Source organism: Coleofasciculus sp. FACHB-1120 (assembly GCF_014698845.1).
GTDB lineage: Bacteria > Cyanobacteriota > Cyanobacteriia > Cyanobacteriales > FACHB-T130 > FACHB-T130.
In genome coordinates this window covers 13,099-26,048 of sequence record NZ_JACJTV010000004.1, presented here as the reverse complement: position 1 = coordinate 26,048, position 12,950 = coordinate 13,099, and the positions used below count along the sequence as shown (strand labels likewise).

At 47.0% G+C, this 12,950-nt stretch carries 11 protein-coding genes; 8 read left to right on the top strand and 3 right to left on the bottom strand.

From position 1 onward, the window contains the following. Positions 1-5 precede the first annotated feature (5 nt). On the bottom strand, positions 6-596 hold the full coding sequence (locus H6H02_RS05695) for an NUDIX hydrolase (protein ID WP_190815512.1): 591 nt from the start codon (positions 594-596) through the stop codon (positions 6-8). 47 nt (positions 597-643) lie between these two features. Here H6H02_RS05695 and H6H02_RS05690 point away from each other — a divergent pair, with 47 nt between their 5' ends. The 3 genes from H6H02_RS05690 to H6H02_RS05680 all read left to right on the top strand — a co-directional run bounded on the left by H6H02_RS05690 (position 644) and on the right by H6H02_RS05680 (position 4,785). Further along, positions 644-1,735, top strand: coding sequence for a dipeptide epimerase (locus H6H02_RS05690; protein ID WP_190815510.1), 1,092 nt, complete (start codon positions 644-646; stop codon positions 1,733-1,735). A gap of 38 nt (positions 1,736-1,773) precedes the next feature. Continuing rightward, positions 1,774-2,817 carry a DUF1611 domain-containing protein gene (locus H6H02_RS05685; RefSeq protein WP_190815508.1) on the top strand — a complete coding sequence of 348 codons (1,044 nt, stop codon included), beginning with the start codon at positions 1,774-1,776 and terminating at the stop codon, positions 2,815-2,817. Positions 2,818-3,132: 315 nt separating this feature from the next. Then, positions 3,133-4,785, top strand: coding sequence for an alpha-amylase family glycosyl hydrolase (locus tag H6H02_RS05680; RefSeq protein ID WP_190815506.1), 1,653 nt, complete (start codon positions 3,133-3,135; stop codon positions 4,783-4,785). A gap of 402 nt (positions 4,786-5,187) precedes the next feature. Here H6H02_RS05680 and H6H02_RS05675 read toward each other — a convergent pair whose 3' ends face one another. After that, entirely contained in the window at positions 5,188-5,421 is a 234-nt protein-coding gene (locus H6H02_RS05675) for a hypothetical protein (RefSeq protein WP_190815504.1), read from the bottom strand. 486 nt (positions 5,422-5,907) lie between these two features. Between H6H02_RS05675 and H6H02_RS05670 the strand changes: the two genes are divergently transcribed. From H6H02_RS05670 to proB, 5 genes are all read left to right on the top strand, one after another. Beyond that, positions 5,908-7,578 (top strand): alpha-amylase family glycosyl hydrolase, encoded by a 1,671-nt coding sequence (locus H6H02_RS05670; RefSeq protein WP_190815502.1) that lies wholly within the window; start codon positions 5,908-5,910, stop codon positions 7,576-7,578. A gap of 204 nt (positions 7,579-7,782) precedes the next feature. Continuing rightward, positions 7,783-8,352, top strand: a complete 570-nt coding sequence (locus tag H6H02_RS05665; RefSeq protein ID WP_190410787.1) for a DUF3727 domain-containing protein — start codon at positions 7,783-7,785, stop codon at positions 8,350-8,352. Positions 8,353-8,455: 103 nt separating this feature from the next. Continuing rightward, positions 8,456-9,541, top strand: coding sequence for an endolytic transglycosylase MltG (gene mltG, locus H6H02_RS05660; RefSeq protein ID WP_190815500.1), 1,086 nt, complete (start codon positions 8,456-8,458; stop codon positions 9,539-9,541). 167 nt (positions 9,542-9,708) lie between these two features. Beyond that, the gene (locus tag H6H02_RS05655) at positions 9,709-10,242 is read left to right on the top strand and encodes a YqeG family HAD IIIA-type phosphatase (RefSeq protein ID WP_190815498.1); all 534 of its coding nucleotides are present in this window, start codon (positions 9,709-9,711) and stop codon (positions 10,240-10,242) included. Positions 10,243-10,566: 324 nt separating this feature from the next. After that, positions 10,567-11,676 (top strand): glutamate 5-kinase, encoded by a 1,110-nt coding sequence (gene proB, locus H6H02_RS05650; RefSeq protein ID WP_190815497.1) that lies wholly within the window; start codon positions 10,567-10,569, stop codon positions 11,674-11,676. 61 nt (positions 11,677-11,737) lie between these two features. On the opposite strand, the gene H6H02_RS05645 is transcribed toward proB, so the two are convergent. After that, positions 11,738-12,832, bottom strand: coding sequence for a helix-turn-helix domain-containing protein (locus tag H6H02_RS05645; protein ID WP_190815495.1), 1,095 nt, complete (start codon positions 12,830-12,832; stop codon positions 11,738-11,740). Between the last annotated feature and the right edge of the window lie 118 nt (positions 12,833-12,950).

Below are 12,950 nucleotides of genomic sequence, written 5' to 3'. Positions count from 1 at the left end.
AAATTTTAGGAATTAAACTGACTTTCATCCATTTGCTTGGCAGCGCGACGAGATAAAAAATCTAAGCTTAAGAAAATAGCAGCAATCGTTCCGGAAACGGAAATTTTACCCTGAGCAATTGATTCCATCACCTCAGAAATCGGAATCAATACAACCTCAATCTCTTCGGTAATATCTAGCATTTGCTGGCTACTTTGATGAACATTTTCAGCCAAAAATAAATGAATCTTATTTGTGTATTTTGGTGGATTGTCATACAAGGTGGTTAGCTTAATAAATTCCTCTGCAATATATCCCGTTTCTTCTTCTAATTCTCTGGCGGCTGCTACAACACTATCCTCTTGGGCTGGATAAAAAGCACCCGCAGGAAGTTCTAATAAAACTTCTCCAACGGCATGACGATATTGGCGGACAAAAACAATTTCTTTTTGCTGAGTGATTGGTAAGATAACAGCAATGTCAGGTCGAATATTTACAAAAAAATCATCAACAATTTGCCCGTTGGGTAATTCGACTTCATCTTGCCTGACTTTACACCATTGATTGTTAATCACCATTTTAGAGTTTAAGATTTTCCACTTGCTAAGGTTTTTCATAAACTTAAGTCGCCAAAGTAGAGCCAAAAATCATAAAGCATACAACAATGCAGATTAGCGTAGAAACCTTCACAGTAAACAAGCGATTTCCTTTAACCATTAGTCGCGGGACGACAGCGCAAACCATGAATGTGTGGGTACGCGCGATCGCAGACGGGATTGAAGGCTGGGGGGAAGCTTCGCCTTTTTCCATTGGAGTGGGACAACCGCGACAAACCACAGAGATTCTCTTGGAGGCATTGCAAGGCATCGCGCCGCTGTTGGAGGCATTTAGCCCTTGGGAGAAGCAGAAAATTGAGGAGGTGTTGCAAGCGGCACAAATGCCTTCTGCGGCGTGGGCAGCCATTGATATGGCGTTGCACGATTGGCAAGGAAAGCGGCTAGGATTACCGTTATGGCGTCTGTGGGGATTGGATCGAAATCGGATTGTTCCTATCTCCGTGACGATTGGGATTAATTCCCCCTCTGGGGCTGTACAGCGATTGCGCGACTGGCAGCCGGTGACAGGGGCAAATGTTTTGAAGGTGAAATTGGGTAGTTCTGAGGGGATTGAAGCGGATCAAGCGATGCTGATGGCGATTCAGGAGGCAGCACCCCATGCTCAGCTAAGCGTCGATGCCAATGGGGGTTGGAATCTGGAAGACGCTGTGATGATGTGCAGTTGGCTAGCCAAGATGGGCGTCAAGTATGTGGAACAGCCACTGGGACGAGAAGCAGAAGCCGGGATAATGGGGGAATCGTCGTTTCAAGAATTGTACAAGCGATCGCCTCTACCCATTTTTGTAGATGAAAGTTGCTTTACTAGCAAGGATATCCCGCAACTGGCAGACCGCGTTCATGGCGTTAATATCAAACTAATGAAGTGTGGCGGTTTAACGGAAGCGATTCGCATGATACATACAGCGAAAGCTTGCGGATTGCAGGTAATGTTCGGTTGCTATTCTGACAGCGCCATCTCAAATACGGCAGCGGCACAACTCTCACCCCTAGCGGATTATCTAGATTTAGATAGTCATCTGAATCTAATCGACGATCCTTTTAGCGGCGCATCCATCCAAGATGGGCGATTGCTACCCAACGATCTACCCGGATTGGGAGTTACCCGCAGGGCGAAGAATATTAGCGAAGCAGCGCCTTAGTGCCGAATAAATTTCTGTTCCCTATTTTCTAAAAAGCTGTGCATTTGACATCTAAACATCGAGTGGCAATTCTGCTACATGAAGGGATTCGCGGTATCCACGGCAAAACCGGGCTGGCGCTATTACGCTACACTGAAGCGCTAGTGGTGGCAGTCATCGATCGCCAGTGTGCGGGAGAGTCATTGCGGGAATTGACAGGTATCCCCCGTGAGGTTCCGATTGTTGCTTCCGTGGAAGAGGCGCTAGCTTATACACCCGATATCCTGGCGATTGGGATTGCACCCCCAGGGGGTGCCTTGCCAGACGAATGGTGGCAGGAAGTGAAACAAGGGGTAGCAGGGGGGTTGTCCGTCGTCAATGGACTGCATACTCCAATGGCGTCCCATCCGGAAATCCAAGCATTATTGAAAGATGGGCAGTGGATTTGGGATGTGCGTCAGGAACCCGCAGGATTAAAGATAGGAAGTGGACAGGCGCGATCGCTCGCTTGCAAACGGGTTCTCGCCGTCGGCACGGATATGGCAATTGGCAAAATGTCAACCTGTTTGGAACTCAATAAAGCCGCATTGCAGCGCGGTTTGCGTTCTAAGTTCCTGGCTACAGGTCAAGCCGGTTTAATGATAGCGGGGGATGGCATACCGCTGGATGCTGTGCGGGTTGACTTTGCTGCCGGTGCTATTGAGCAAATGGTGATGCTTTTTGGCGAGGAGCATGAGATTCTGTTTGTGGAGGGACAAGGCTCCCTGTTGCATCCCGGCTCAACCGCAACGCTGCCACTGATTCGCGGGACTCAGCCAACGCATCTAGTGCTGGTACATCGAGCGCAACAAGCAACCGTTCGCAATCATCCCCACGTTCGGATTCCGCCTCTGTCAGAGGTCATTCAGCTTTACGAGACAGTGGCAGCCGCAGCCGGTGCATTTGCGCCAGTGCCCGTGGTCGCGATCGCACTCAACACCGCCCATCTCGACGCCTACACAGCACAACGAGCAATCGAGCAGATACAGGCAGAAACAAAGCGTCCCTGCACCGATCCAGTCCGCTTCGGTGTGGACGCACTGTTAGATGCAGTAATGACTTAATACTATTAACTAAATTAAAAACTTAACCGCTAGTCCCCTTCTTGATAAAAGGGGACTAGCGGTTAGATTCTTCTGCCATATTTCAGTCAACTAAAAACAGGTAGATTTTCTGTAAAAGCAATTGCCCAGAATAGCCCCAAATTCTGCATTAATCGCTTAAATTCCGCCTAAATTGCCTTTATCTTTCATTACCGCTTATCTCCTAGGAATTAGGGCACGGTAGGCAACTTTATTTCTCAAGAACGATACCTTAGCCGGATGAAAAGGAGAAAATACTGCTCTAAGCATTTTTTTCATCAAACTCCAAACACTTCTATGGCAACTCCGATTGAATTTAATTTATTTGCTCCCTATAACAATGGAGCTGCTTTAATTGGGGATTTTTCTAACTGGGAAGACATCCCAATGGAAAAAGGTAAGGATGGTTATTTCCGTACCAAAGTTGAACTGGAAGATGGAGTTTATCAGTATAAATTCCGCATCCAATCCAAATCTTGGTTCTTTGAACCAGATCAATGGGTAGAGGTGGTTGACCCCTACGCCACCGATATTGATAACCCCACCCAAAACGGTGTTGTCCGGATTAAAGATGGCGAACGGATTGTCGATACATACGTTTGGAAAAATGACGATAAGCCACTGCCAAGCGATCGCGAATTAGTCATTTACGAATTGCACGTTGGCGACTTCTCCGGCGGTGAGGATGATCCCTACGCACGCGGTAAATACGAACACGTTGTAGAAAAATTAGATTACCTCTGCGAACTGGGAGTTAATGCCATCGAGTTGATGCCAGTGAAGGAGTATCCAGGCGACCATAGCTGGGGCTATAATCCTCGCCACTTCTTTGCCACAGAATCCAGCTATGGCACAACTGAAGGGTTAAAAAATCTAATTGATGAGTGTCATGGTCGTGGAATCCGCGTCATTATGGACGGGATTTTTAACCACTCAGAAGCAGAAAGCCCTCTGACACAAATAGACCACGATTATTGGTACCATCATTCTCCCCGCGACCCTGATAATAACTGGGGGCCAGAGTTTAACTACGAACACTATGATGAAAATCTAGATGTTAAGCCTGCATGGAAGTTTGTTGGTGATACTGTGCGCTTCTGGATTAAGGAATTTCACATTGATGGCATTCGCTATGATGCGGCTAGGCAAATTGCCAACTATGATTTCATGCACTGGATTGTTCAGGAAGCAAAAAATACAGCTGGGCCAAAGCCGTTTTACAACATTGCTGAACACATTCCTGAAAACCCCAGCATTACGAATGTAGACGGTCCGATGGATGGTTGCTGGCACGACAGTTTCTATCACTGCATTCTAGAACATATTTGTGGTGACACCTTTGATTTAGAGCGCCTCAAGGATGCCATTGACTGCAAGCGACAAGGCTTCATGGGTGCCACGAATGTTGTGAATTACCTAACGAATCACGACCACAATCATGTTTTAGCTGAGTTAGGCGATCGCGGCATTTTGGATGAAGAAGCATTTAAGCGGAGAAAGTTAGGTTCTGTTATCAATATGACCGCTGTCGGCGTACCTCTACTGTGGATGGGTGAAGAGTTCGGAGAGTATAAATACAAAACAACTGAACAAGCAAAAATCGATTGGACACTATTGGGTCATGACCTGAATCGCGGTATGTTTGAGTTTATCAAAGGCTTGATTCATCTCCGTAAAAATAATCATGCCCTCTACACGGAAAATATCGACTTTATCCACGAAGATCCAGAAGCGAAGATATTAGCTTACAGTCGTTGGAATGGCGAGGGTTCTCGTGTCGTCGTTGTCGCGAACTTCTCCGACAACTTCTTGGGTGGCTATCACGTCCCTAACTTCCCTGAAGCCGGAACCTGGCACGAATGGACTGGCGATTATGATGTCGAAGCTGGGGAGGATGGCATCCATCTCGACTTAGGCGGTTACGAAGCCAAAGTATTAGTTTGGCATTAATCGAAATTTCCTAAAGGCTTGAACCTTAGATTCTCTTTGCCTCTTTTACAAGATGGCGAAGAGAATCTAATGGGTGCCTCACAGAAGTTGCACCATTCTGTTTCTTTTTGCAACAGATAGACTTCTTATCCCCCTTTTTCTAGCGCGATCGCGTAGCGGCACGGATGCCCTCAGCGATGCGCGATCGCGCTATAGCGATTCGTTAACATAGGGATTAGGTCTCGTTAATGTAACGCCTCACAACCTAAATAGTATTAAGTGGTAGAGAACGAGGGGAAATAATTATTTTCAGAAATAAGCATGAATTGGAGTTGTCGCTTTCTAGGTTCTGGAGCCAAAACACAGAAGGCTGATTAAGCAACAACTCTATTAAAGACATTGCCTTAAAATCACTGGATAATTTTAAGCGCTTTTCAGCTGCTGACCCTGCGTACTGGGTGCTAAAGCCCAGCCTTCACATCTTAATTTCTGGTAGGTTGCCCAACCCTTAGAACCTCCAGGAATCGGGTAGTCTGGTACAGCATATTCGGGAAAAGCTGTATAAGGTCGCCACGGTTGATTGGGTGCCGTTCGTAAATGCAATAACTTTTCTCCACTGACTCCCATCGTTGGCAACCAACACATTTGTTTCAACATCTGAAACTCCTTAATTCAAATTAGAAAATAATGGATTAATCAGACAAGCTCCCATATAGGAAACTAGATAATAACTGCTGCAAAACAATAAGCAAGCATGATAAATGCAAGACCGAGACTAAGAGTAGAAATGAGGGGAATCCATTGTAATGTGCCCATTTTCAGCTCCTTTGAGCTGTTCGTTATGCCCCGATCCTCTCTGTTCATCCCTCAACTGCCATCTCTCCATAGCCTTATTTACACCCTTTTTAAAAGTATCTCTAAAGTCAAAAAAAAATAGTTCGTGTCTATTCCTAGAGGTAGAAAGATTATAAAAATTATCAATTTTGTTCCTGAGTATACAAAAATATTTATGATTAACTATTTCTCAAAATGGATAACTCTGTATAATCCATAACTAAACTTTAGAATTAGAAACACAAACTTAAGGAATTTTCGCAAACAATCCTTGCTTTCACAAGCGAATCTACTTCATCAAAAGGTTTTATGGCAAGTTCAATCAAATTCGATTTATTTGCTCCTCGCAACCAAGGAGCGTCATTGATAGGTTCTTTTTCTGACTGGAAAGAGATTCCAATGGAAAAAGGTGAGGATGGCTATTTCCGAACTCAGGTTGAGTTGGAGGATGGCATCTATCAATATAAATTTCGCATTCAATCGAAAAGCCCAGATTTTGAACCCAATCAATGGGTGGATGTAATTGATCCTTACGCCACAGACATTGATGAAGCAAGAGACAACGGTGTAGTGCGGATTAAAGATGGGAAGCGAATTGTTGATGCTTACGTTTGGCAGCATGACAACACACCTTTGCCAAATAATCACGAATTAGTCATTTATGAAATGCACGTTGCGGACTTTTCTGGCGGTGAGGATGATCCGCACAAGCGAGGAAAATACCAAGACGCGATCGCTAAGTTAGATCATTTGAGCGAACTCGGAATTAATGCCATCGAATTGATGCCAGTGAATGAGTATCCCGGTGATTACAATTGGGGCTATACAGTCCGTCACTACTTCGCTACAGAATCCAGTTACGGCTCCACAGAAGATTTGAAGCGGTTGATTGACGAGTGTCATAGTCGAGGTATCCGCGTTTTCATGGATGGGATTTATAACCACACAGATGAAGAATGTCCATTAATGCTGATTGACCGGAATTACTGGTACTACGAGCATATGCATTATCCAGAAGATCCGGCGAATTACTGGGGACCAGAATTTAACTACGACAACTACGACGAAAAGTTAGATGTTAAGCCTGCTTGGAAATACGTGGGAGATGTGGTGCGTTTCTGGGTTCAGGAATATCACATTGATGGGATTCGTTTTGATGCCGTGCGCCAATTGGCAAATTATGAATTTTTTTCTTGGCTGGCTTGGCAAGCCAAGAAAAATACTGCGCCTAAGCCGTTCTACAACATTGCCGAACATATTCCCGATACCAAAACCGTCGTTTATCCAGAAGGCCCACTGGATGGTTGTTGGCATGAAAGTTTTCGCTACTTTGTGCTTCCACATATTTGTGGCGAAATGTTTGAATTAGAAAAACTGAAGGAAGTTTTAGATCCGAGAAGGCAGGGTTATACGGCTGCTACGAATGTAGTGAATTATTTGGCAACTCACGATCGTCAACGGTTGATGAGAGAATTAGGCGATCGCGGGATTTTTGACGAAGCCGCATTTAGGAGAGCCAAGTTAGCAGCTGTTCTGTTAATGACGGCGATGGGTGTACCAATGCTCTGGATGGGAGAAGAGTTTGGAGAACACAAGCGCAAAAGCGAAACCGTGACTCAGCCAAAGAAAATCGCTTGGCCTTTGTTTTCAAGAGACTTAAATCAAGATTTGTTTGAGTATTACAAAAAGTTAATCACTCTACGGAAAGAAAATCCAGCGCTTTCTAGCGACAACATTGAGTTTTTCCACGAAAATCCAGAGGCAAAAGTGTTGGCATACTACCGCTGGAACGAACAAGGTTCCCATGTTGTCGTTGTGGCGAATTTCTCGGATAAGTCTCTGTCAGGGTATGGCATTCCTAACGTCCCATCCTCTGGGACGTGGCAGGATTGGATAAATAACTCCCCAGTTGAAGCTGGAGAGGATGCCTTAATGGTTGACTTGCCAGAGTACGAAGCGAAGGTGTTTGTCTGCCAGTAACCGAAGCCATCGCTTTGAAGAGTCTTCTCATCTCCCTACTTGCTCAAGTAGGGGCAATTGATATGTCCCTACTTGAGTTATGGCGTCTCTACAACTCTTGTGCCGTGATATCCTGATTTTTGCAAGCTACTTCCCCATTGTGTGTAAACTTTGGGGTTGGAGTTTCTTAGTCCACAATCTCACGTTGATAGCAGCATATCTGCAATGTTCTCATCCCAACCCCCTGAAGAGAATGGGTCTTCCGTCCAAACCGTCTCACTGACGGATGAATCCGGGCGATCGCTTAGTTGTTACATTGAGCATTCAATAGAAGTAGATGGTGAAGAATACGTCATCCTCCTGCCGGTAGATTCACCTGTAGAAATTGTGGCGTGGGACGAGGAGAAGGAGGAGGAAGAAGCCACTTTAGTCGAAGACGATGCCGAAATTGACGAAGTTTTTCCCACGGCTCAAGCAGTCCTGGCAGAGCGAAATCTGGCTCTAAAGCGAACCGCATTTGCTTTGACTGTTGCCGGTGAACTGCCTGCGGTTGAAGAGGAAGAAATTCTCACCCTGGAAATCGAAGATGACGATACTCAGCTTGAACCAGAGGAATTTCAGTTTCTAGCCAGCTTTTACCACAAAGAACAAGAATACACAATATACACGCCTCTTGATCCGCTGTTATTATTTGCGCGGATTAATAGTGCGGGTGAACCAGTGCTACTTTCCCCAGAGGAATTTAAAAAAGTGCAACCGCTGCTGGAAGATCAGCTATTTGATGAAATGGAATAGGCAAATAATTAAAAATTAGAAATTAAAAATGAATAATTTTCTTTTTTTAATTTTTAATTCTGCCTTTTTGATTCCATGACAGCGGTTATTACCCGCATTCAAGATGAAAGCAATCCAACGCATCTCCAAATGGACGTTTTATCTCGCCTTAATTCCTGCAACGCTTGGACTCTGTGCATGGCAGGGTTGGGCGTGGTGGAACTGGGCGAGTGCGCCCCCCGTTGCAGAAACTCAACCGTCAGCGAATGCTGGAAAAGATGCATCGGTGCTAATCCGGATTCCGCAAGGAACTTCGGCGCAGCAGATAGGGCGCGATTTAGAAGCAGCAGGGTTGATTCGCTCCGCTGATGCTTGGAAACTATGGGCTTTTTGGTTGGACTTGCAAAAGCGACCGGGTGGGTTTAAAGCTGGGACTTACCAGTTGTCACCCGCCCAGCCGCTACCAGCGATCGCCGATAAAATTTGGACAGGCGATGTAGTGCAGCTGTCTTTTACCATTCCTGAAGGATGGTCGCTTCAGCAAATGGCGGCTTACTTTGAATCTCAGGGATTTTTTACAGCCGAAGAATTTCTCACCGCTGCAACTCAGATTCCCAAAGACCAGTATCCTTGGCTACCTGAGGACGTGCCTTATTTGGAAGGTTTTTTGTACCCGGATACCTACAAGCTAAATAGCGATCGCATTACCCCCCAAGCCATCATCAAACAGATGCTCGATCGCTTTGAGCAGGTGGCACTCCCCGTCCATCAACAAGCGCCAAACAAAACCCAGATGCCCCTTCTTCAATGGGTGACATTGGCTAGCATCGTCGAAAAAGAGGCAGTGATTCCGGTCGAACGCCCTCAGATTGCTGGCGTCTTCACACAACGCCTTCAGAAAGGGATGAGACTAGAATCCGATCCAACCGTTGAGTATGGACTCGGCATTCGGCAAACAGCGGATCAGCCCTTAACTTTGGCTCAGGTGAAGACAGCCTCCCCCTACAATACTTATCTCAACGCAGGATTGCCGCCAACTCCCATCGCCAGCCCTGGCTTAGGAAGTCTCAAAGCCACTCTCAATCCTGAAAAAACAGACTACCTCTTTTTTGTGGCTCGCTACGATGGCACCCACGTCTTTAGTCGGACGCTACAAGAACATCAAGCCGCTACAAACGCGATTCGCCAACAACGGCAACAAAGCCGCTAAAAACAGCTTGGCGATTAATCTAGTCGCCAAGCTACCAATCAGTCTAGTTAAGATCGAGGCAGGTGAATTTGCCACCACTAGCAGTCCCCAATTTATTGCTTTGCCGGGTTGAAAAAGCTTTTACCTGGGTTCTTCTAACAACTCACCCCTACAATTGAAAATTGCTTATGTCTTGGGTAACACAGTTACAGCCTGACTTAATTCTGGGCAGACCTGTTGTCAGTCTGACTCCCGATCTTCTCCAGCAATATCATCTCAAAGGTCTTGTCTTGGATGTCGATGACACGCTAGTACCCCTGAAAGCAGCCCAGGCGTCTGAAGAACTCGTGGAGTGGGTGAAGCAAATCAGAAAAGTGGCAACGCTTTGGTTGGTGAGTAACAACTTGAGCGAAAACCGAATTAGTAGCATCGCTCACTCATTAAATTTGCCCTACATTACCAGCGCTGCCAAGCCGTCGCGGCGTAAGCTGCGGCAGGCTGTCACCGCGATGAACCTTCCCGTTGAACAAGTGGCGATGGTGGGCGATCGCTTATTTACAGACGTTTTAGCAGGCAACCGACTCGGTATGTTTACTATTCTCGTTGAACCGATGGTTGACCCAGCGCTTGCTGCGCGTTCTTATCCAGTCCGCACCTTTGAAGTCTGGGTTTCTCAATCCTTAGGCGTCTCGCTCACAGCAAAGCAAAGCAATAAAACTTAAAAAATCCAGACAAATCCTGAGAAAACAAAATCTAAAGAAATAATTATAAGATTCTCGATTGTCAAAATTTCCTGGCATTATACATATGGTTCAAATGGGGTCAGCCGATATAAAGACCCTAAAAATTAATCCCCGTGAATACCTGTGTAAAGCGTCAGTTCCCCCAACGGAGGAGCTGGCGTTTTACAATTTGGAATGGGTAATGGGGTCATGCGAATGGGAATCACCGGCTCCCAGACTCCAGACAAGATAAATCAGATGCGATGAGTCGCATCTCTACAAGCTCTTCCCCCTCCCGCTGCTCCCCTGCGCCCCCTCTCTCTTGTGAGTCAAACCCTTGTCATCAAAATTGGTACTTCTAGTCTGACATCGCCTGAAACAGGTCATCTGGCTCTTTCCACCATTGCTGCCTTAGTAGAAGCCCTCACGGATTTGCGGCGGCAAGGTCATAGAGTGGTGCTAGTTTCTTCGGGCGCTGTTGGAGTGGGTTGCGCCCGCTTAGGACTCGTGCAACGCCCTCGGACGCTAGCGCTGAAACAAGCAGTGGCAGCAGTCGGTCAGGGACGCCTGATGCGCGTATACGATGACCTTTTTACAACGTTGGAACAACCCATCGCCCAGGTTCTTCTGACCCGCAGTAGCTTCAAAGAACGCTCAGCTTATATCAACGCCTCCAACACCTTCCGGGAACTGTTGCGCTTAGGTGTTATCCCTGTGGTGAATGAAAATGACACCGTAGCCGTAGAGGAACTGAAATTCGGGGATAATGATACGCTTTCAGCCCTGGTTGCCAGCTTGATAGAGGCAGATTGGCTATTTTTAATGACCGATGTAGACCGACTTTACTCCGCCGATCCGCGCCAAGTGCCTGATGCTCAGCCGATCTCCTTGGTGAATCGGATTGATGAGTTGGAAGAATTACAAGTACAAACAGGCGATCGCGGCTCTCAGTGGGGCACAGGTGGCATGGTTACAAAAATTACTGCTGCCCGTATTGCTACCAGTGCCGGAGTCCGGACAGTCATCACCGAAGGGCGATTTCCCCGAAACATCCAAAAAATCTTGCAAGGGGAACCCCTCGGCACTCAGTTTTCACCCCGCGACACGATGGGCAACGCCCGGAAGCGTTGGATTGCCCACGGGTTAATCCCTGCCGGGAAGCTGTATTTGGATCACGGAGCGATCGCGGCAATTTGTCAGGCTGGCAAATCCCTCTTAGCTGCTGGGATTAGCGTCGTCGAAGGAGACTTTCAGGCGTCAGACGCCGTGCAGTTATGCGACCCCCAAGGACGGGAAATCGCTAGAGGGCTGGTGAACTACAGCAGCGATGAGCTACAGCAAATTCGCGGACGCCGTTCTGAAGAAATTCCCGCCATTTTGGGCTATGCCGGTGCAGAAACCGTCGTCCATCGAGATAATCTTGTCATTAGTTAGTCAGCTGTCAGTTGTTTTTTCTGCCAATGACTAACCACGAATGACCACCGACTAATTACGGCTAATTACGACTAATTGCTTCGGGTGGAGAAATATCAGCTCCAACCGCCACTCCTTTCTGACCCGCCTTTAAGCCCGGTTTCGCAGCAGGTTTCACAGGAGGATGCGACTCAGAGGTAGATGAGTTGTTCGGAACATCCGGTGGAGAATCAGCAGACACTGATGATTGCGAATGGTTCGACATCAAAGCGAGTCCTCCCACTGCCCCTGCCACCAGTGCCGCATAGCCCACGTACAAGTGAACTGTATTGAGCTGAAATCCGAACCCTACCCCTGGTTTCGGTCGGGACCAGGATGGAATCACAGATTTTGTCGGGTCGGGCGCGGGTAAAGAAGCCGCTAAAGCAGCACCATCTAACCCCAACGCAACTCCCATCCGGCGAATAAAACCTCGGACATAGATATCCTCCGGCAATTGCTCGAAGTAACCGGCTTCCAAAGCCTGAATGTGATGAAGCGGCACGAGTGTTTGATTGTGAAGTTGGCGCAGAGTCATTGACTGTGCATGACGTGCCTGCCCTAATTGCTGACCAATCTGACGCAGGCTTTCTTGCCGCTGTTCAACTGCCATTTGCGCGGCTAGTTCAGCCTTAGAGAGCTTTTTGGATGGTTTGAGAAAAACCGGATCTGGGCTGGTTGGGAGCGGCAGTGGCTTAAAGTCTACTAACTCGGCAGGTGAGGCATTCATACTGCGTTCTTGATCGTTGATTAAAGTCAAGTCATTCGTTGTTGATTCTGGGTGATTAACGGATGACTGCTCGTTGTCGATTGACAACTCTTGAGGCTGACTGCTGGCTTGCGGCTCTTGTTGATTGTTCCCAATTTCTGGAGATGTGACTGGGACAACCTTATAAGTTCTTGCAAACTGTTGGAACGCTAGTCGGATAGCTTCTCTCCCCACTGCCTTAACCATAATCTGGGCACTGCCAGCAGCTTCTCCCAAGATCGTCTGTAACCCAGCCAAAGAGCGATTGTAGACTTCGCTGCTATGGAGTTCAGATTCTATCCGGCTAAGGATAGACCGTAATACTTCCTGAGAAATTTCAATGGTTGGGCTTTCGGTAATACCGCTACCATACGCTGATTGTAATGCCATGACTTTTCTTGTCGAGCGTGCTTGAGGAAAACCAAACTTAGGCGATCGCTCACGAGCGTGCTTTCCTGGGAGCCTAAAAGGACTTCCCGCGTCGGTTATGGGGTTTTTGGGCACCCAT